Origin of the sequence: Streptomyces sp. NPDC047072 (genome assembly GCF_040643855.1) — a bacterium.
In the GTDB taxonomy this organism is placed as follows: domain Bacteria; phylum Actinomycetota; class Actinomycetes; order Streptomycetales; family Streptomycetaceae; genus Streptomyces.
Map to the genome: position 1 here is coordinate 101,183 of NZ_JBEYVC010000001.1, position 19,252 is coordinate 120,434.

Annotated in this window: 14 protein-coding genes and 1 pseudogene; 10 read left to right on the forward strand and 5 right to left on the reverse strand. The window is 71.9% G+C overall.

What is annotated here, in order from left to right; translation table 11 throughout:
- Positions 1-6: 6 nt before the first annotated feature.
- The 3 genes from ABZ896_RS00440 to glgX all read right to left on the reverse strand — a co-directional run bounded on the left by ABZ896_RS00440 (position 7) and on the right by glgX (position 6,086).
- Positions 7-1,257 (reverse strand): M14 family zinc carboxypeptidase, encoded by a 1,251-nt coding sequence (locus tag ABZ896_RS00440; protein WP_360919473.1) that lies wholly within the window; start codon positions 1,255-1,257, stop codon positions 7-9.
- Between the two features lie 232 nt (positions 1,258-1,489).
- Positions 1,490-3,910 (reverse strand): malto-oligosyltrehalose synthase, encoded by a 2,421-nt coding sequence (gene treY / locus ABZ896_RS00445; protein ID WP_360919476.1) that lies wholly within the window; start codon positions 3,908-3,910, stop codon positions 1,490-1,492.
- Between the two features lie 46 nt (positions 3,911-3,956).
- Complete coding sequence (gene glgX, locus ABZ896_RS00450) at positions 3,957-6,086, reverse strand: glycogen debranching protein GlgX (protein ID WP_360919479.1); 2,130 nt, start codon at positions 6,084-6,086, stop codon at positions 3,957-3,959.
- Positions 6,087-6,282: 196 nt separating this feature from the next.
- Here glgX and ABZ896_RS00455 point away from each other — a divergent pair, with 196 nt between their 5' ends.
- The 4 genes from ABZ896_RS00455 to ABZ896_RS00470 all read left to right on the forward strand — a co-directional run bounded on the left by ABZ896_RS00455 (position 6,283) and on the right by ABZ896_RS00470 (position 10,656).
- Positions 6,283-7,107 (forward strand): Tat pathway signal sequence domain protein, encoded by an 825-nt coding sequence (locus tag ABZ896_RS00455; protein WP_360919482.1) that lies wholly within the window; start codon positions 6,283-6,285, stop codon positions 7,105-7,107.
- A gap of 58 nt (positions 7,108-7,165) precedes the next feature.
- The gene (locus ABZ896_RS00460; RefSeq protein WP_360919485.1) at positions 7,166-8,482 is read left to right on the forward strand and encodes a copper amine oxidase; all 1,317 of its coding nucleotides are present in this window, start codon (positions 7,166-7,168) and stop codon (positions 8,480-8,482) included.
- A 120-nt stretch (positions 8,483-8,602) separates the two neighbouring features.
- Entirely contained in the window at positions 8,603-9,841 is a 1,239-nt protein-coding gene (locus ABZ896_RS00465) for an SAV2148 family HEPN domain-containing protein (RefSeq protein WP_360919488.1), read from the forward strand.
- 92 nt (positions 9,842-9,933) lie between these two features.
- Positions 9,934-10,656, forward strand: a complete 723-nt coding sequence (locus ABZ896_RS00470; protein WP_360919491.1) for a 3'-5' exonuclease — start codon at positions 9,934-9,936, stop codon at positions 10,654-10,656.
- On the opposite strand, the gene ABZ896_RS00475 is transcribed toward ABZ896_RS00470, so the two are convergent.
- Positions 10,657-11,625, reverse strand: a complete 969-nt coding sequence (locus ABZ896_RS00475) for a DMT family transporter (RefSeq protein WP_360919494.1) — start codon at positions 11,623-11,625, stop codon at positions 10,657-10,659.
- A gap of 80 nt (positions 11,626-11,705) precedes the next feature.
- Here ABZ896_RS00475 and ABZ896_RS00480 point away from each other — a divergent pair, with 80 nt between their 5' ends.
- On the forward strand, positions 11,706-12,617 hold the full coding sequence (locus ABZ896_RS00480) for a LysR family transcriptional regulator (protein ID WP_360919497.1): 912 nt from the start codon (positions 11,706-11,708) through the stop codon (positions 12,615-12,617).
- Positions 12,618-12,743: 126 nt separating this feature from the next.
- Here the strand turns inward: ABZ896_RS00480 and ABZ896_RS00485 are convergent, their stop codons facing one another.
- The gene (locus ABZ896_RS00485) at positions 12,744-13,598 is read right to left on the reverse strand and encodes an aminoglycoside phosphotransferase family protein (protein ID WP_360919500.1); all 855 of its coding nucleotides are present in this window, start codon (positions 13,596-13,598) and stop codon (positions 12,744-12,746) included.
- A 196-nt stretch (positions 13,599-13,794) separates the two neighbouring features.
- On the opposite strand from ABZ896_RS00485, the gene ABZ896_RS00490 reads away from it, so the two are divergent.
- The 5 genes and pseudogenes from ABZ896_RS00490 (at position 13,795) to mgt (ending at position 19,224) form a co-directional block, all read left to right on the forward strand.
- Positions 13,795-14,727 carry a sugar ABC transporter permease gene (locus ABZ896_RS00490; protein ID WP_360919503.1) on the forward strand — a complete coding sequence of 311 codons (933 nt, stop codon included), beginning with the start codon at positions 13,795-13,797 and terminating at the stop codon, positions 14,725-14,727.
- Entirely contained in the window at positions 14,724-15,557 is an 834-nt protein-coding gene (locus ABZ896_RS00495) for a carbohydrate ABC transporter permease (RefSeq protein ID WP_360919506.1), read from the forward strand. The genes ABZ896_RS00490 and ABZ896_RS00495 overlap by 4 nt, the downstream gene beginning before the upstream one ends.
- A complete protein-coding gene (locus ABZ896_RS00500; RefSeq protein ID WP_360919509.1) occupies positions 15,557-16,840 on the forward strand; it encodes a sugar ABC transporter substrate-binding protein in 1,284 nt (427 codons plus the stop codon). The genes ABZ896_RS00495 and ABZ896_RS00500 overlap by 1 nt, the downstream gene beginning before the upstream one ends.
- Before the next feature lie 264 nt (positions 16,841-17,104).
- The gene (gene erm / locus ABZ896_RS00505) at positions 17,105-17,878 is read left to right on the forward strand and encodes an ErmE/ErmH/ErmO/ErmR family 23S rRNA (adenine(2058)-N(6))-methyltransferase (protein ID WP_360919512.1); all 774 of its coding nucleotides are present in this window, start codon (positions 17,105-17,107) and stop codon (positions 17,876-17,878) included.
- Positions 17,879-17,977: 99 nt separating this feature from the next.
- Positions 17,978-19,224: pseudogene (mgt, locus tag ABZ896_RS00510) on the forward strand (macrolide-inactivating glycosyltransferase).
- Positions 19,225-19,252 lie beyond the last annotated feature (28 nt).

A 19,252-nucleotide genomic window follows, 5' to 3' on the forward strand; every position in this document is an offset into this window, starting at 1 on the left:
GCCGCCTCACCCCGTCCGCTCGCGCGCGTGCAGCGCCGTCGTCACGACCGTGCGGGCCTGGTGTTCGACCTGGTGCTCCAACGGCACCCAGCGGGCCCGGAAGCGGTCCGCGAACGAGTTGCTCCAGGCCCGGACGAGCCGCTCCAGCCGGGGCGCCAGCGGGTCGCCGGCCTCCTGGAGGACCCGCAGCAGCATGGCCGCCGCCCGCAGCGGCAGCCGCCGCGAGAACGCGTCCACGCTGCCGATGTACGCCATGGTGTCGTCGGCGGGCGGGGTGTGGATCCAGTCCGCGGCCAGCCCCGGCACCAGCTCCAGGCCCCACCGGGACGCCCGCAGCAGCGGCCCGTCCGGGCCCTCCAGCCGCGGCAGCGTCTCGCGGAGCACCCGGTCCACCTGGCTCGCCTCGCGCAGCAGCCGGCCCGCCAGGCGCCGCATCGCCGTCGCCGGCGCCGGATGCGGCGCCGGGTCGCTCACCAGGTCGCTCGCCCACATCGGCACCTCGACGACCGCCGTCAGCCCGCCGTAGCGGTGCGCGTGGTACCAGGTGCTGCGCCGCGCGTCGTCCGGCATGCTCGGATACGCCGCCCCCGCCCCCGGCGCCGGCATCACATGCACTCCCGGCCCGGACGCGGGCCAGCCCGCCGCGTCGGAGGCGCCCGTCTCCACCGGTATGTGCAGCTCCGCCGCGGACTTGGCGAACGGCTCCGCGAGACCCGGCACCTCCTTCGTCAACTGCACCCAGCTGCCGCCGAGATCGGTGCCGTGCAGTGTGACCTGGAGGTAGGGGCGCAGGTCGTCGATCACCCCGGTCAGGGCGCGGGTCTCGGGCGGCAGCCGGTCCGGCGGCAGCATGGAGGGCGCCCACTCCGGCTGCTCCTCACCGGCCGGCCGGAAGAAGCCGAGGTGGTACTCGAACAGGCTGCGCGGCGCGGGGGTGACGTGCAGGCTCGCCCCGTCGGGGTCCGCGCACAGCAGGAAGTGCCAGGAGATGTCCGCCCTCAACTCCCGGTCGAACAAGACCCGTTCGGCGACCGCCAGTGCCGTGGGGCCGCCGGTCGGCTCGTTGGAGTGGGCGCCCGCGACCACCAGGACGGCGCGTCGGGCCCGGCCGACCGAGAGCAGGAGCAGCGGCCTGCCCGCGCGCGAGACACCCACCTGCCGCAGCGCGCAGACGCCCGGCCGCAGCGCGGCCAACGCCCTCGCGGACGCGGTCAGTTCGGTCACCGTGGGGTAGCGCAGCTCCGGCAGGAGACTCACCCCCGACACATCCGCCCGGCTTCGCAATCCGCAGTACCCCACGGTCCGGTGGAGGTGTCAAGGACACCATGGGGGAGGCTCCAGGGGGCGCCCAGAGGCATTTACCGGCAGCCGGTAACGGCGTAGGTGCCAGCGGGGTTGTCCGGGCCCGCCCGCCCGGGTAGCGGGCTCCGGCGCTCATCGGGGCGCGGGCCCCGCTCCGGCACCGGACCAGGGCGGGCGTGGACCCGTCTCACTCCGCCCGCCGCCGCTCCAGCAGCGCCACCGGCACGCCCTCGAACAACTCCGCCACGCGCGCGTGCCCCGAGAACTCCCGCTCCGGGGCCAGCACATCGGCCCACACCCCGGGAGGCAGCGGCAGCACGGTGTCCCGCCAGCCGCCCGACTGCGCCAGCCGCAGCGACAGCCGGGTGACCGCGGTGACCACCTCACCGGAGCGCGCGAAGGCCGCACAGTGCGCGGCGGCGGGCCCCTCGGCGGCCAGCGCCGTGTACGTCGCCGTCTCCCCGAAGACCTCCGGCCGACGCCGGCGCAGCCCCAGCGCGGCGGCCGTGAGCACGCCTTTCTCGCCGGTGCCGGCGGCCGTCAGCAGCTCTGTCCCGCCGGCGCCCACCGCCAGCCCGCCCGCCCCGCCGGCGTCCGCGGCCGGGAAGGACACCGCCCGCCGGTTGTCCGGGTCCACCAGCGCCAGGTACTCGCCCTCCGTGCCCTGGTACACGTCCGGCACCCCCGGCATCGTCAGGTGGACGAGAGCCGTCCCCAGCACGTTCGCCCGGACGTGGGGCGCCAGCCGGTCCCGCAGGGCCGTCACCTGCTCGCCGGGAGCCCCGCAGGGCCCCGCGTCGACGAACGCCGCCACCGCCGCCTCGTAGGCCGGTTCCTGCTCCGTCCAGCTCGTGTACAGCCCCGCCTCGCGCACATGCTTCAGCAGGGCCTCCCGCACCCGCTCGGGCGCCGCCGGACCGAGCCCGAACACCGTCTGCCAGGCCGCCCACGCCACCTGCGCGTCCGGCACGCCCTCACCCGTGCGCGTCACCTCCGCGAGGACGTCGGCCCACCACTGCGGACACTCCGTCAGCACAGCCAGCGCCGCCCGTACGTCGGCACTGCGCTTGGTGTCGTGCGTGGACACCACCGTCCCCGTGGCCGGCCAGTCGCGCTGCACGCGCGCGCAGTACGCGTGGAAGTCCTCGGGCGGGACGGCCGGGCCGCCCGGGTTCCCGCCCACCTCCGTCGCCGACAGCAGCGGTACGTACCGGTAGAACGCCGTGTCCTCCACGGACTTCGCCCGCAGCGCCGACGAGGTCTGCGCGAACCGGGTCCGGAACTCCACCTGCTCCGGCCCGTCCCCGAACCGCCCCAGCACCAGATCCCGTACGACGTCCACGGCGCCCGCCTCCTCGGCGACCACGAAGGCGAGCCGGGCCTCGGCCGCGGCCTCCTCGGTGACGACGGACGCGGCGTCCGAGGAGCCGTAGGGCCGGTAGACCTCCATGCGGACGAGGAGTTCCTGGAGCGCGGTGCGCAGCGCCCAGGGAGCCCGGTCGCGCAGCACGGGCTCCGGGGAGGAGGCACACACGCGTGCCGCCACCCGGGTCAGCCGGTCCAGCTCGGCCGCCAGCTCGTGCGTGAGCACCTTGTACGCGGCCCGCCGTACCGTCGCCGCCCAGTCCCCGCCGCGGTCCGTCTGCGGGGCCGCGAACCGCCGGTACTGGCCGAGGAGTTCCCCGAACCCCGCCGGGTCCGTGAAGAGGCCGTCGACGTGCCGCAGGGCGTCGTAGCCGGTCGTCCCCGCCACCGGCCAGGAGGCGGGCAGCTGCTCCCCGTCCGCCAGGATCTTCTCCACGACCGTCCAGCGGCCGCCGGTGGCCTCGTGCAGCCGCCGCAGATAGCCGTCGGGGTCGGCGAGCCCGTCGGGATGGTCGACGCGCAGCCCGTCGACGACGCCCTCGTGCAGCAGCTGGAGGATCTTGGCGTGGGTCGCCTCGAACACCTCCGGGTCCTCGACCCGCACCCCGATCAGCTCCGAGATGCTGAAGAACCGCCGGTAGTTCAGTTCCGTACGCGCCAGCCGCCACCACACCGGGCGGTACCACTGCGCGTCCAGGAGCTGCGGCAGGGGCAGCTCCTCGGTGCCCTCGCGGAGCGGGAAGACGTGGTCGTAGTAGCGCAGCACCTCGCCGTCGACCGTCAGCTCGTCGAGCAGCGCGCCGGCCGGGCCTCCCAGGACCGGCAGCAGCACCTGTCCGCCCTGTGCCTCCCAGTCGATGTCGAACCAGCGCGCGTACGGCGACTTCGGGCCCTCCCGCAGCACCTCCCACAGGGCGTGGTTGTGGCGGGGAGCCATCGCCATGTGGTTCGGGACGATGTCCAGCACCAGGCCGAGCCCGTGCTCCCGCGCGGTGCGCGCCAGCGCCCGCAGCCCGTCCTCGCCGCCCAGTTCGCCGCGCACGCGCGCGTGGTCGACCACGTCGTAGCCGTGCATCGACCCGGGCACGGACTCCAGGACCGGCGACAGGTGCAGGTGCGAGACGCCCAGCGAGGCCAGGTACGGCACGGCCGCCGCCGCGGCCTCGAAGGGGAAGTCGGGCTGCAACTGCAGCCGGTAGGTGGCCGTCGGCACCGCCGCCGGGTCGGGACGCACAGATGTCATGCACTCCTACGTACCCGCCCGGCCGCCTTTCGTGTCACCACCTCGCCTATACGGGCCGCTGCAGCACCGTCATGCTCCGGTCGACCAGCGTCAGCCGGTCCCCGGCCTGCACCTTCGCGCCCGTGCCCGGTGGCACCCCGTCCGCGCGCGCGGTGTCGACCACGACCTGCCACTGCCGGCCGTGGTTGACCGGCACCACGAAGTCCAGGGACCGCGGCGAGGCGTTGAACATCAGCAGGAACGAGTCGTCGCTGATGCGCTCCCCGCGCGGACCCGGCTCCGAGATCGCGTTGCCGTTGAGGAACACCGTCAGCGCCGAGGCCTGTGTCCGGTCCCAGTCCCGCTGTGCCATCTCCTTGCCCGCCGGGGTGAACCAGGCGATGTCCGAGAGCTCGTCATGGGTGCCCTCCACCGGCCGCCCGTGGAAGAAGCGGCGGCGCCGGAAGACCGGATGGTCCTTGCGCAGCCACACCATCGCGCGCGCGAACTCCAGCAACCGGCCGCCCATCCCCGCGTCCTCGCCGGAGCCGTCGGGCCACTCCACCCACGCCAGCTCGCTGTCCTGGCAGTAGGCGTTGTTGTTGCCCTTCTGGGTGCGCGCCACCTCGTCGCCGTGACTGATCATCGGCACGCCCTGGGACAGCATCAGCGTGGCGACGAAGTTGCGCATCTGGCGGGCGCGCAGCTCCAGCACCGCGGGGTCGTCGGTCTCGCCCTCCGCCCCGCAGTTCCACGACCGGTTGTGGCTCTCGCCGTCGCGGTTGTCCTCGCCGTTGGCGTCGTTGTGCTTGTCGTTGTACGCCACCAGGTCGTGCAGGGTGAACCCGTCGTGGCAGGTCACGAAGTTGATGGAGGCCAGGGGGCGCCGTCCGTCGTCCTGGTAGAGGTCGGACGAGCCGGTCAGCCGGGACGCGAACTCCGCGAGCGCGCGCGGCTCGCCCCGCCACAGGTCCCGTACGGTGTCGCGGTACTTGCCGTTCCACTCGGTCCACAGCGGCGGGAAGTTGCCCACCTGGTAGCCGCCCTCGCCGACGTCCCACGGCTCGGCGATCAGCTTCACCTGGGAGACCACCGGGTCCTGCTGCACCAGGTCGAAGAACGACGACAGCCGGTCCACCTCGTGGAACTGCCTCGCCAGGGTGGCCGCGAGGTCGAAGCGGAAGCCGTCGACGTGCATCTCGGTGACCCAGTACCTGAGCGAGTCCATGATCAGCTGGAGGACGTGCGGGGACCGCATCAGCAGGGAGTTCCCGGTGCCGGTGGTGTCCATGTAGTACCGGGGATCATCCGTCAGGCGGTAGTACGACGGGTTGTCGAGGCCCTTGAACGACAGTGTCGGGCCGAGGTGGTTGCCCTCGGCGGTGTGGTTGTAGACGACGTCGAGGATGACCTCGATACCGGCTTCGTGCAGCGCCCGGACCGCCGACTTGAACTCCAGGACCTGCTGGCCGCGGTCGCCCCAGGAGGCGTACGCGTTGTGCGGGGCGAAGAAGCCGATGGTGTTGTAGCCCCAGTAGTTGTTCAGGCCCATGTCGACCAGACGGTGATCGTTGACGAACTGATGGACCGGCATCAGTTCCAGCGTCGTGACCCCGAGCTGGGTCAGGTGCTCGATGATCGCGGGATGCGCGAGGGCGGCGTAGGTGCCGCGCAGCTCCTCGGGCAGCCCGGGGTGCCGCATGGTGAGGCCCTTGACGTGCGCCTCGTAGATGACCGTCTCGTGGTAGCCGATCCGCGGCCGCCGGTCGTCGCCCCAGTCGAAGTACGGGTTGACCACGACCGAGCTCATGGTGTGCGGCGCCGAGTCGAGGTCGTTGCGCTCCTCGGGGGCGTCGAAGTGGTAGCCGTACACCTCCTCGCCCCAGCGGATCGACCCGCTGATCGCACGCGCGTACGGGTCGAGGAGCAGCTTCGCGGAGTTGCAGCGCTGTCCGCGCCCCGGCTCGTACGGGCCGTGCGCCCGGAAGCCGTAGCGCTGGCCCGGCATCACCCCGGGCAGGTACGCGTGGCGCACGAAAGCGTCGCTCTCGCGCAGTTCCACCGCCGTTTCCGAGCCGTCGTCGTGCAGCAGACACAGCTCTACTCGGTCCGCGGCCTCCGTGAAGACCGCGAAGTTGGTACCGGCGCCGTCGTACGTGGCGCCGAGCGGATACGCCTCTCCAGGCCAGACCTGCATGGATACGACTCTTCCAGGTGTCCGGCGCCGCTGGTGGCGCCTTGGCCCCGAGTGTCCCCGAAAGTGAGGGAACCACCTATGACTTACGTCCCTCTTACCGTGCGACCGGTGCACAGGGCGGTCACAGAGTCGCCCTGTGCCGAACCAGTGGGACCAACACGTACTCCCGGGGCTGTTGGGGGAGTAGGGGGAAGATGTGCGCACGATAGTCCACCGCCACCTGGGCAAGGTGGTGGCCGGTGCGGCCATCGCGGTGGCCGGGACCGCCGTGATGGTCGGCATCACCCTGCCGGGCACGGCGGGAGCCGACGACACACCAGGGGCGAAGGCGGGCACGGCACAGTCCGCGGCACAGGCGGGACAGTCGGGAAGCGGCCAGGACGGGGCCGTCGCGCCCGGAGTCGTCCAACAGGCCCCGGCCGAGGGCGAGAAGGGCAAGGGCCGCGACCCGCTCACCGACGACGAGATCGCGCGGGTCGAGCAGCTCGCGGTGAGCCGCCAGATGTTCAACGCCAGCGAGGACGTGGAGGGCGAGCGCGGCCCGGAGCGGCTCACCGTCGACCTGGCCGACCCCGAGGCCGACGAGCTGGACGACCCGAACGCGCCCCGGCGCGCGGTCGTCACGTTCTACGACTACCGGGACGACACCCTCGTCACCAAGACCGTCGACCTCGACACCGGCAAGGTCGCGGCGACCGGCACCCAGCACGGCGTACAGCCGCCGCTGAGCAGGGCCGAGTACGCCGAGGCGGCCGCCCTGCTGATCGCCGACCCGCAGGGCTCCGACCTGAAGGCCGACTACAAGGACGCGACCGGCAAGGAGCTCACCTCGCCGGACCAGCTCCAGCTGACCGGCGCGGTCTACCGCGCGGTCCCGGGCGGACAGCCGGCCGTCCTCGACAAGTGCGGCGAGCACCGCTGCGTGCGGCTGTTCCCGAAGGTGAAGAACGGCCCGTGGATCGACGCCCGGGACTTCATCGTCGACCTCAGCGCCCGGAAGGTCGCCAAGCTCGGCGGCTGAGCCGCCACCCTCCGTCCACTTTTCCAACTTGCCCTGTTCGCAAGGGAGTCATCTCTTCATGCAACCCAACAGAATCAGCCGTGCCCGCAGGCACACGGCGCTCGGCCTGTCGGTGGCCGCGCTGACCGCCGGTGTCACCGCCGGTGCGGGACCGGCCGTGGCCCAGCCCAAGGCAGCCGCCGCCGCGGCCGCCGAGTGCAGCGCCGCCTACCGGATCGAGCAGAAGCTCTCCAGCGGCACCACCTGGCGGATGTGCTGGCGCTACGACAGCAAGGCCGGCCTAGTCCTGGAGGACATCACCTACCAGCCCAAGAACGAGCCCCGGCCCATCAAGGTCCTCAACAGCGCCCGGCTCGGCCAGATCCACGTCCCCTACGACGACGGCAGCGTCGAGTACGACGACCTGACGGGCTTCGGTTTCGCCCAGGGCCTGATGAACCTCGCGCCCGGCGAGTGCCCCGGCGGCACCATCAAGAGCGTCAAGGTCCCCGACACCTGGCAGGACAACCCGAACGTCAACGGCCTGTGCACCACGACCCGTTCACGCGGTCACGCCTACCGCATGCAGGGCGACAGCGCGAACAAGGTCTACCAGGCCCAGGGCAAGGACCTGCTCGTCTACTCGGTCAACCAGGTCGGCTGGTACGAGTACATGACCGAGTGGCGCTTCCAGGACGACGGCACCATCACCATGAACCTCGGCGCGACTGGAAGCCTCTCCTGGAGCGACTACGACGCCGGTGACGGCCGTGGCTGGCCCATCGGCAAGGGCCCGAAGGCGCAGGCCACCAGCCACAGCCACAACGCCTTCTGGCGCCTGGACTTCGCCCTCGACGGCTCCTCCAAGAACCGCGTCGAGCAGTACGACTCGACGGTCAGCGCGCCCGCCCAGGGGCAGCAGGCGCCGAGCACCAAGACCACGCGCACCCCGGTCACCAAGGAACTCGCCGGTGACGCCAAGAGCTACCGCTGGTGGCGCGTGGTCAGCGCGGCCGGCAAGAACAAGGACTGGCACCCGCGGTCGTACGAGATCGTCCCGGGGACCAGCACCAAGTACCCGGGGCGCAGCTTCACCAAGCACGACGTCTACTTCACCGAGTACAACGAGTGCGAGCAGTTCGCCAGCAACAACCCCGGCAACTGCGCTGCCGGAGCGGGCGATTCCGTCGACAAGTGGGTCAACGGCCAGACGCTCACCCATCCCGTGGTCTGGATGAACGTCGGCTTCCACCACATAGCGAGGGACGAGGACCAGCAGCCCATGCCGGTCCACTGGCAGGGCTTCTCCATCGCCCCGCGGGACGTGACCGCTATGAATCCGCTCACTCCCTCCGAGCTCGACTGGCAGAACGGCCACTGGCGGCAACGCGGTTGAGAAATGAGCCTGTCCATCCGGCTGCACCGCCGACCACTCCCGGAGTACCCTTCCTTTCCTTGATCGTTGGGTGGGGCGGATCTCCCGGGTGTTCCCGGGGGAGTGGAAGGCGGTGCGCGGGTGGGGTCGGGAGGGCTGGAGTTGCCCCCTGGTGACGAGGGTCACGAGGGGAACTCCGCAGACGTCCCGCCCGGCACGGTGTCCTTGGCCCGGCCCATGGACGCGGGTGCCATCGGGCCGGAGCTGGGCTGGGACGCCGAGGCCTGGCGCGAGGTACGGACGCGCGCGCAGCGGGCGGGCCGGGCCTACATCTGGCTGAACCTCGTGGAACAGCGGCTGCGGACCGTCGTGGCCGCCGTCCTGCGGCCCATCTACGAGCCCGTCCACGGCGACGACTGGGTGGTCGCCGCCGCCGGGCCCGCCGGGCAGGAGTGGGTGCAGCGCGCGGTCGCCGTCCGCGAAGTCAGCCGCCGCAAGGGCTACTTGCTCGACCCGGCCGACGACAATGTCCTCAGTTTCCTGACCTTGCCCCAGCTGCGCGAGCTGATGGTGCAGCACTGGCCGTGCTTCGAGCCGTACTTCGACGAGCGCCGTGACGTCGAACTGGCCCTGGACGAGCTGGAGGTGACCCGCAACGTCGTCTCCCGCAACCGCGCCCTGTCCGAGGCGGTCCTCGGCCAGGCCGAGCGTGCCTCGGCCCGGCTGCTGGAGATCCTGGGCGCCGACGGCGACGTGCCGTCCGCCCGCAGGCTCCCCGTCGACGCGGTCGAGGACCTCGTCGGCGACCGGTACGCGGACGTGGTCGCCGTCCACTCCGACCGGGTGCGGCTGCTACGGCAGTTCCCCGCCGAGGACATCTTCGGCGGCGCCCGGCGCCTCGACGCCGTCGGCATCGGCCTCAACCTCCTTGTGCAGAACTTCTCCGGCCGCCGTCTGGTGCGCCTCGCGGAGGCGGGCTGCCGGGTGCGGCTGCTGTTCCTGAACCCGGCCTCCAGCGCGGTCAAGCGGCGCGAGCGCGAACTGGGCATCAAGCGCGGGGAGTTGGGCCGGGCCGTCGAGATGAACATCCTGCACATGCGCCGGGTGCGGTCCCGGCTGCGCGACCCGGGCGCCTTCGAGATCCAGGTCTACGACGAGACCCCGCGCTTCACCGCCTACCTCGTGGACGGCGACGGCGCGGACGGGGTGGCGGTCGTGCAGTCCTATCTGCGCCGCTCCAGGGGGATGGAGGCACCGGTCCTCGTGCTACGCAACGGCAACCGGGTGGTCAAGTCGGGCGATGTGGACGACATCGGACTCTTCCCGACCTACCGCGAGGAGTTCGAGACGGCTTGGGCGGATTCGCGTCCGGTGTCCTGAATGTCAAGCGGAATGCGGTCCTCTGATTGTCAGTGGCCCATGGGAAGGTGGAGACCACTGGGGGAAAGCACCACCAAGAAGGGGGACCGCCCATGGGCTGGCACCGGGAGCTGCTGATCGGCTTCGACCTGGAGACGACGGGCACCGACCCGCGCGAGGCGCGTATCGTCACGGCGGCCGTGATCGAGGTCAGAGACGGACAGCGGCTGGGCCACCGCGAGTGGCTGGCCGACCCGGGCGTGGAGATCCCGGCGGACGCGGTCGCGGTGCACGGCATCAGCAACGAACGCGCGGCCGCGGAGGGCCGCCCCGCCGACCAGGTCGCGGACGCGGTCGCGGACGTGCTCGCGGGCTACTGGAAGACGGGCGTCCCGGTCGTCGCCTACAACGCCGCCTTCGACCTGAGCCTGCTCGCCGCCGAACTGCGCCGCCACGGCCTGCCGTCCCTGCGCGACCGCCTGGGCGGCCTCGACCCGGCCCCGGTGATCGACCCGTACACCATCGACCGCTCGGTGGACCGCTACCGCCGCGGCAAGCGCAACCTCGAAGCGGTCTGCACGGAGTACGGCGTCGCGCTCGACACCGCCCACGACGCCTCCGCCGACGCCCTCGCCGCGGCCCGTCTCGCCTGCGCGATAGCCGCCCGCCACCCCAAGGTCGCGGCCCTCGGCCCGGCCGACCTGCACCGCCGCCAGATCGAGTGGTACGCGGAATGGGCGGCCGACTTCCAGGACTTCCTGCGCCGCAAGGGCGACGCGACCGCGGTGATCGACAGCACCTGGCCGCTGCGCGAGCCGGCCGACGAGACGGTCTGATCAGGCGCGCGGGGAGGTTGTAGCCGGGGGCGGGGTGCCCTCCAAGGGGTGCTGCTCCTCTTCGCGTACGGCGGTCTCGCGCGCCGCGCGGTCGCGGTGGGCGCGTTCCACGGACTGGCCCCAGTAGGTGCCGGCGACCATCAGCACCGCGCCGAGGCCGGTCAGCGCGGTGAAGTGCTCGCCGCCCAGGGCGACGCCGACCACCGCGGCCCAGACCGGCTCGGTGCCGAGGAGCAGGCTCGCCCGGCTGGCCGAGGTGCGCTGGACCGCCCAGGTCTGCGCGAGGAAGGCGAACACACTGCAGAACAGGGCGAGATACAGAAGTTGCGCCCAGGTGGCCGCGTCGGCGTGACCCAGGGCCGGCAGGTCGGGCGCGGCCGGGGTGAGGAACAGCACCGTGCCGACGAGCGTCTGCACGGTCGTGAGGTGCAGCGGCCGTATCGCCCGCCCCGCGGTGAGGCGGCCGACCAGTGCCACATGTCCCGCCCGTACGAAGGCCGCGGCGAGCATCAGCAGATCGCCGAGCCGGGGCGCGTGGAAACCGCCGCCCGCCATGAGCAGCCCCACGGCCAGGACGCACACCCCGGCGGCGACGTAGAAGGCGGGCGGCAGGCCCCGCGGGTGGCCGCTGCGGTCCAGCAGCGGGGTGAGGACGATGGTCAGGCTGATGATGAGCCCCGCGTTGGCGGCACTGGTGTGGGCGACACCGTAGGTCTCCACGACCAGGACGGCGGCCTGGGTCACCCCGAGCGGGAGGCCGACGCGCAGTTCGTCGCGCGTCCAACGGAGCGATCGGCGCCCACGGGTGGCGAGGGCGCCGAGACAGGCGAGTGCGGAGAGGGCGTAGCGGGCGAGGAGTACCAGCAGGACGGGCAGGGCGGTCGTCGCCGTCTGGGCGGAGAGATAACTCGACCCCCAGACGATCGCGACCAGCAGGAGTACCGCATCGGTACGGCGGGCGTCGGACACCCGCCCACCCTGCCCCGAACCGACTCTGAAGCCCAGAGCCAGTTCCTAAAACGATCTTTTAGTGCTCCTACACTGTCGACATGGACGAACGTCAACTGCGGATCCTGCGGGAACTCGGCGAACTGGGCAGCGTCACCGCCGTCGCCGAGGCGCTGCTGGTCACCCCGTCGGCGATCTCGCAGCAGCTGCGGCTGCTCCAGCGGGCGATCCCGGTGCCGCTGACCGAGCGCCAGGGGCGGCGGCTGGTGCTCACCGACGCCGGGCAGACCCTCGCGGGCGCGGCGATCGAGGTGGAGACCGCGCTGGAGCGGGCGCGGCACAGCGTCGAGGAGTTCCTGGAGCGGCCCGACGGCGAGGTGTCGGTGGCCGCCTTCCACAGCGCGGGCGCGGCCTTCTTCCCGCTGCTGCTGCGGGCCCTGGCCGACCCCGGCCGGCCGGTGCTCGCACTCGCCGACGAGGACGTCCCGCAGGAGGACTTCCCCCGCCTGACCCGGACGTACGACATCGTCCTCGCCCACCGCCTGGACCACGCCCCGCCCTGGCCCCGCACGGTGACCGCGACGACCCTCCTGCGCGAACCCCTGGACGTGGCCATGCCCGCGGCCCACCCGCTCGCCGCCAAGCGCCGGGTCACCCCGCGGGACGTGGCGGACGAACCCTGGATCACCGTCCACGACGGCTTCCCGGTGATGGCCACCATCGAGGCGATCGCCGCCACGGCGGGCCGCCCCCTCCGACTGGCCCACCGCATCAACGAGTTCGCGGTGGCGGCGGAGGCGGTCGCGGCGGGCGGCGGCCTGGCCCTGATGCCCCGCTGGACCTCCCGCCCGCACCCGTCCCTGACCCTCAGACCCCTCAGCGGAGTCCGGGCCCGCCGCCACATCGACGCCCTCTGCCGCCCGGAGCGCACCGCCCGCCAAGCGGTCCGCACCGTCCTGCTCGCCCTGCGCTCCGCGGCGGCGACGATCCAGGACCGCGACCGCAGCGGATAGCGTGGGGGGCATGACCGTGTCCGAGGCCGTGCTGCGGTGCGACGACGTAGACGGTCTGCATCGGGCGGCGCTCGAAGCGGGGGCGCGTCCCTGACGGAGCCGACGGGCTCACCGGACGGACTCCCCTCAGAACGAATACCACCGCACCGTCTCGTCGCCGTCCCGCAAGGATGCCACCCGCCGCTCGAACTCGGCCCGCGCCTTGGGGTTCGACGGTGCGTGCTGGGCCACCCACGCGCAGCTCGCCGTCTCCCGGGCCCCGCGCAGCACCCCGCACCCGTCCCACTCCCGCACATCCCAGCCGTAGGCCGAGACGAACCCCTCGTAGGCCGCCGCGGGCAACCCGTACCGGTCCCGGGACAGCGCCATCACCACCAGGTCGTGCTCGCGCAGATCCCCCGAGAACGTCTCCAGGTCGACGAGAACCGGACCCGACGGCCCCACATGCACATTGCGCGGCAGCGCGTCCCCATGGATCGGCCCCGGCGCAAAATGCGGCGTCAACGCGGCCACCGCCGAGGCGAATCCGTCCCGCCGCTCCCGCAGATACTCCGCGTCGGCGGCCGAGACCGCGTCCCCGGCAAGCCTGAGCCACCGCTCGACACCGCCCAGCAGCTCGCGCGGCGGCAGCGCGAACGGCGGCGACGGCAGCGCGTGCACCACCCGCAGCAGTTCGGCCAAATCCCGTGGTTCGGCGGGCCGTACGGCCTCCGGCAACCGGTGCCACACCGTCACCGGGTGTCCCTCGACGAGCAGCGGCTTCGGCTCGGCCGCCCGCACCGCAGGCACGTCCGCCTCCGCGAGCCACACCGCGATGTCCAGCTCCCGCCGGGCGCGGTCGAGGAGTTCGGCGTCCCGGCCGACCTTGACGACCAGGTCACCGGCGGCGAACACGGCGTTCTCGCCCAGCGCGAGCAGCTCCGCGGGCCCCGGCAGCACGCCCGCCGCGGCCAGTACGTCCCGCGCCCGTGCCTCGTCCATCGCCCGGCCTCCCAGTCGCCGTATGCCTTCGTGCGCCGCCGCCGACAACGACGTGATCGCGCCAACCACCGGCCAGTCTCGCATCACCACAGGTCGGCCCGTGTACGCGCTGCCTTGACGGGGCATGGCGCGTTCACGACCATGACGGGGCCCACCGGACTCAGACCGTCACGAGCCGCGCGAAGGAGCCGATTACGTGACATTGGTGACCGCGACGAAGCGGCCGGCCCGGGGCGCCCCGCGCGCCGGAGGGAGACGGGCGTCCGATCACGGAGCCTGGTTCCTGGTGCTGCCCGCCCTGCTCCCGATCCTGGTGCTGAGCGTCGGACCGCTGCTCTACGGCATCCTGCTGGCCTTCACCGACGCCCAGTCGGGCCGCACCCAGGCCACCCGGTGGATCGGCGCCCTCAACTTCCGGGACCTGCTGCACGACACGCTGTTCTGGGAGTCGTTCCGGATCGGGTTGGTGTGGGCGGTCGGCGTGACCGTCCCGCAGTTCCTGCTCGCCCTCGGCCTCGCCCTGCTGCTGAACCAGGACCTGAAGCTGCGCTGGCTCGCCCGCGCCCTCGCGATCATCCCCTGGGCGATGCCCGAGGTCGTCGTCGGCGTGATGTGGCGGCTCGTCTACAACCCGGACGCCGGTGTCCTCAACGAGACCCTGCGCACCCTCGGTCTCGGCGACGGCCACGACTGGCTGAGCGGCCTGTCCACCGCCCTGCCCGCCGTGATCGTCGTCGGCGTCTGGGCGGGGATGCCGACGACCACGGTCGCCCTGCTCGCCGGCCTCCAGAACACCCCGCGCGAACTGCACGAGGCGGCGGCGGTCGACGGGGCCGGCGCCTGGCGGCGCTTCCGCACGGTCACCTGGCCGGCCCTCAGACCGGTCGCCCTCGCCATCGTCGCGCTCAACCTCATCTGGAACTTCAACTCCTTCGCCCTGGTCTACGTGTTGACCAGCGGCGGCCCCGGCGGCCGCACCCGGCTGCCGATGCTCTTCGCCTACGAAGAGGCCTTCCGCTACGGCCAGTTCGGCTACGCGGCCGCCATGGGCTGTGTGATGGTCGCGGTGATCTCGGTGCTGCTCGCCCTCTTCCTGGTGGGCCGGCTCAGGGGAGGTGACGACGCATGAGGACCAGCACGCCGGGCCGCGTCGGACAGTACGTCGCCCTGCTCGCCTATCTCGTCTTCCTCGCCTTCCCGTTCCTCTGGCTCGTCTCCACGGCCTTCAAGTCCCCCCGGGAACTGGGCAGTCTGCACCCCACCTGGATCCCGCGGGAGCCCACCCTCGACAACTTCCGCCAGGCCTTCGACGAACAGCCCCTGCTGCGCGCCGCGGGCAACTCCCTGCTCGCCGCGGTCGCCGCCGCCCTGATCGCCGTACTCGTCGCCACCCCGCTCGCCTACGTCATGGCCCGCCGCCGCACCCTGCTCGCCCGGGCCGCCACCGGCTGGGTGGTGGTCAGCCAGGCCTTCCCGCTGGTGCTGGTGATCATCCCGCTGTTCCTGGTCCTGAAGAACCTGCGGCTCGTCAACTCCCTTGCGGGGCTGGTGCTGGTGTACGTCGTGTGGGCGCTGCCGTTCGCGCTGTGGATGCTCGTCGGATACGTCCGTGCCGTGCCCGTCGAGCTGGAGGAGGCGGCGGCGGTCGACGGCGCCGGACGCCTCAGGACGCTGGTGTCGGTGACCGCGCCGCTGCTGGCGCCCGGGATCGTGGCCACGGGACTGTTCGCCTTCATCACCGCCTGGAACGAGTTCTTCTTCGCCCTGGTGCTGCTCAAGTCCCCGGAGAAACAGACCCTTCCGGTGATCCTCACCCACTTCATCGGCGCGGAGGGCGTCGCCGACCTCGGCCCGCTCGCCGCGGCCGCGTTCCTCGCGACCCTGCCCTCGCTCGTCGTCTTCGCGCTCATCCAACGGCGGATCACGGGAGGCATGATGGCCGGGGCGGTGAAGAGCTGATGCGCGGCTTTGTGAAAGGCACCGTTCTGCTGCTTGCACTGCTGCTCGTGACAGCCTGCACCTCGGGCGGAGGCGGCTCCGACGGCCGGATCACCCTCCGCTTCCAGTCCCTCGCCTGGCAGGAGGAGTCCGTCCAGGCCAACAAGGAACTCGTCGCGGAGTGGAACGCCACCCATCCGGACGTCAAGGTCGAGTACATCCAGGGGAGTTGGGACAGCGTCCACGACCAGCTGCTCACCTCCTTCGAGGGCGGCGAGGCGCCGGACATCATCCACGACGCCTCCGACGACCTCGCGGACTTCGCGTACGGCGGCTACCTCGCCGACCTGACCAACCTGCTGCCCCGGCGGCTCAAGTCGGACATCCCGCAGCGGAGTTGGGAGACGACGACCTTCGGCGACGGCGTCTACGGCGTGCCCTTCCTCCAGGAACCACGTGTGCTCATCGCCAACTCCGACTGGCTGAAGAAGTCGGGCGTACGGATCCCCACCCCCGAACACCCCTGGACCTGGCCGGAGTTCCGGCGGATCACCAAGGAGCTGAGCGGCGACGGCAAGTACGGCGTCGCCTGGCCGCTCAAGGAGCCCGTCTCCGCGACCCTCAACCTCTCCCTCTCGGCGGGCGGACAGCTCTTCCACCGGGGCGCCGACGGCAAGGTCACCGTCCGGTTCGAGAAGGGCGACGAGACCGTGCCGCGCACGATCCACGACCAGGCGGACACCGACCACAGCGCCTCCCCGACCACGCTCGGCAGCGGCGGCTCCGACACCCTGCCCGGCTTCTTCGGCGGCAGGTACGCGATGGTCCCGCTCGGCTTCTCCTACCGTCAGCAGATCGCCCAGCAGGCACCGAAGGGCTTCCGCTGGCAGGTGCTGCCCGCCCCGGCCGGCGCCGACGGGCTCACCCAAGGTGTCAGCCCGCAGACCCTCTCCATCGCCGAGGACAGCCCGCACAAGAAGGAGGCCGCCGCGTTCGTCGACTTCCTGCTCCGGCCGGAGAACATGGTCCGGCTGGCGCTGGGGGACTGGATGCTGCCCACCGGCACCGAGGCCCTGAAGGACCCCGCCCTGCGCACCGCGAAGGACGGCTGGGCCACGGGGACCGACCTCGCCGCCCATCTGCGCTCGGCGCCCGCGCAGTCCGTCCGGGGCTATCCCGAGTGGAAGGACAAGGTCGCGACCCCCGCCTTCCAGGAGTACTACAGCGGGGCGATCGGCCTCGACGAGCTGCGGAAACGGCTGGAGGACGACGGCAATCTGGTGCTGGCCCGCTACCAGCGCTGAAAAACCCGTTGCCCGCGAAGGAGGCCCCGCCCTAGCGTTCCGTCCGTGGCAGCGAACAACGCGATCATCAACACCGGTCTCGGCCGGGGTTTCACGCCTTCCGCACGGAAGCGCCGTGGCCCCGGAGCCCTGACCGGTCCGGGGAGCCACGCCCACCGCCGCTGACCACGCGCGGCCTGGTTCGTTCCTCTCCCACTCTCCTGTCTTCCGGTCAGGGCCTTCGTCTGCCCTCCTCCCCCTTCCGGAAGACAAGGACCGCAGGCCATGGCCCGCCCCACGCGCGTCTCTCGCGCGCTCTCACAGAACTTCCTCGCCGACCCGCGCGCCGCCGCGCGCCTCGCCGACCTCGCCGTGTCCGACCGGGACGCGCTGCTTCTCGAAGTCGGCGCGGGAAAGGGCGCGTTGACCGCGCATCTCGTCCCGCGATGCCGACGGTTACTCGCGTACGAGATCGACGAGCGGCTCGTCCCGGCACTCACCACCCGCTTCTCCGACACGCCCCAAGTCCGCGTTGTGGCGGGGGACTTCCTCCAGGCGCGGCCGCCCCGGACGCCCTTCTCCGTCGTCGGGAACGTGCCGTTCTCCCGTACGTCGGCCATCGTCGACTGGTGTCTGCGAGCTCCGGCCCTCACCGACGCGACACTCCTCACGCAGCTCGAGTACGCGCGTAAACGGACGGGGGAGTACGGGAGTTGGACCCTGCTGACGGTTCTGAGCTGGCCCCGGTACGAGTGGCGGCTGGTGGGGCGGGTCGGGCGGTACAGCTTCCGGCCCGTGCCGCGTGTGGACGCCGGGATCATCCGGATCGAGCGTCGTCGCACACCGCTTATCGCGCCTGCCGCCCTGCCCAGCTGGCGACGGCTGGTGGAACTCGGGTTCTCGGGGGTCGGGGGCTCGTTGCACGCGTCTCTGTGCCGGGAGCATCGACGGCACCGGGTCGATGTGGCGTTTCGCCGCGCCGGGCTCGATCGGGGAGTGCTGGTGGGGGAGGTTCCGCCTGAGCCTTGGCTGCGGATTTACGAGGTGCTGTTCTCGTGAGTGCTTCGTCTGCTGCGCCGTCGTGGCCGGTCGCGCCCACGCGGCGGAGCCGCAAATTGATACGGCCCCGCGCCCCTAAAAGCTCTCCAGTCACCCTTAATCACGTTGTACGAGACGTCTCGTCTCGCCTATGCTCCCCGGCATGACCAGTCGCTCGCACATCGCCATGTTCTCCACCGCCAACCACGGGCACGTGAACCCCAGTCTGGAAGTGATCCGGGAGCTTGTCGCGCGCGGGCACCGGGTCACGTACGCCATCCCGCCGCTGTTCGCAGAAGAAGGTCGGCGAGACCGGGGCGGAGGTGAAGCCCTGGAACTCCACCCTCCCTGGACCCGACGACGATCCGGCCGCCTGGGGAACCGAGCTGCTCGACCACGTCGAGATCTTCCTCGCCGACGCCATCCAGGCGCTGCCGCAGCTCGCCGCGGCCTACGACGGGGACGAACCGGATCTCGTCCTGCACGACATCACCGCCTACCCGGCCCGGGTCCTCGCCCACCGCTGGGGCGTACCGGCGATCTCCCTCTCGCCGAACCTCGTCGCCTGGGAGGGCTACGAGCAGGAGGTCGCCGAGCCGCTGTGGGCCGGGCCGAAGAGCACTGAGCGTGGGAAGGCCTACTACGCCCGATTCCAGGGGTGGTTGGAGGAGAACGGGGTCGATCTGCACCCGGATCCCTTCGCCGGCCGCCCCGACCGCTCCCTCGTCCTGATCCCCAGGGCGCTCCAGCCGAACGCCGACCGGGTCGACGAGCGCGTGTACACCTTCGTCGGCGCCTGCCAGGGCGACCGGAGTTCCCAGGGGGACTGGCAACGGCCGGTCACCGCGGAGAAGGTCGTCCTGGTCTCCCTCGGCTCGTCCTTCACCAAGCGGCCCGACTTCTACCGGCGGTGCGTCGAGGCCTTCGGTGACCTGCCCGGCTGGCACCTCGTGCTCCAGATCGGCAGGCACGTCGACCCGGCCGAGCTGGGCGTCGTACCGGACAACGTCGAAGTCCGCACCTGGGTACCGCAGTTGGCGATCCTCGGGCAGGCCGACCTGTTCGTCACCCACGCCGGCGCGGGCGGCAGCCAGGAGGGACTCGCAACGGCCACGCCGATGATCGCCGTACCGCAGGCCGTCGACCAGTTCGGCAACGCGGACATGCTGGCGGGGCTCGGGGTGGCCCGGCGTATCGACACGGAGGACGCGACCGCGGACGCGCTGCGGGAGGCCGCCCTCGCGCTCGTGGACGATCCCGAAGTCGCCCGGAAACTCAAGGAGATCCAGGCGGAGACGGCCCAGGAGGGCGGTACGCACCGGGCGGCCGACCTCATCGAGGCCGAACTGCGCGGGCGACAGGCATGAGAAGAGGGCCCGTTGGCTCCCCGGTGAC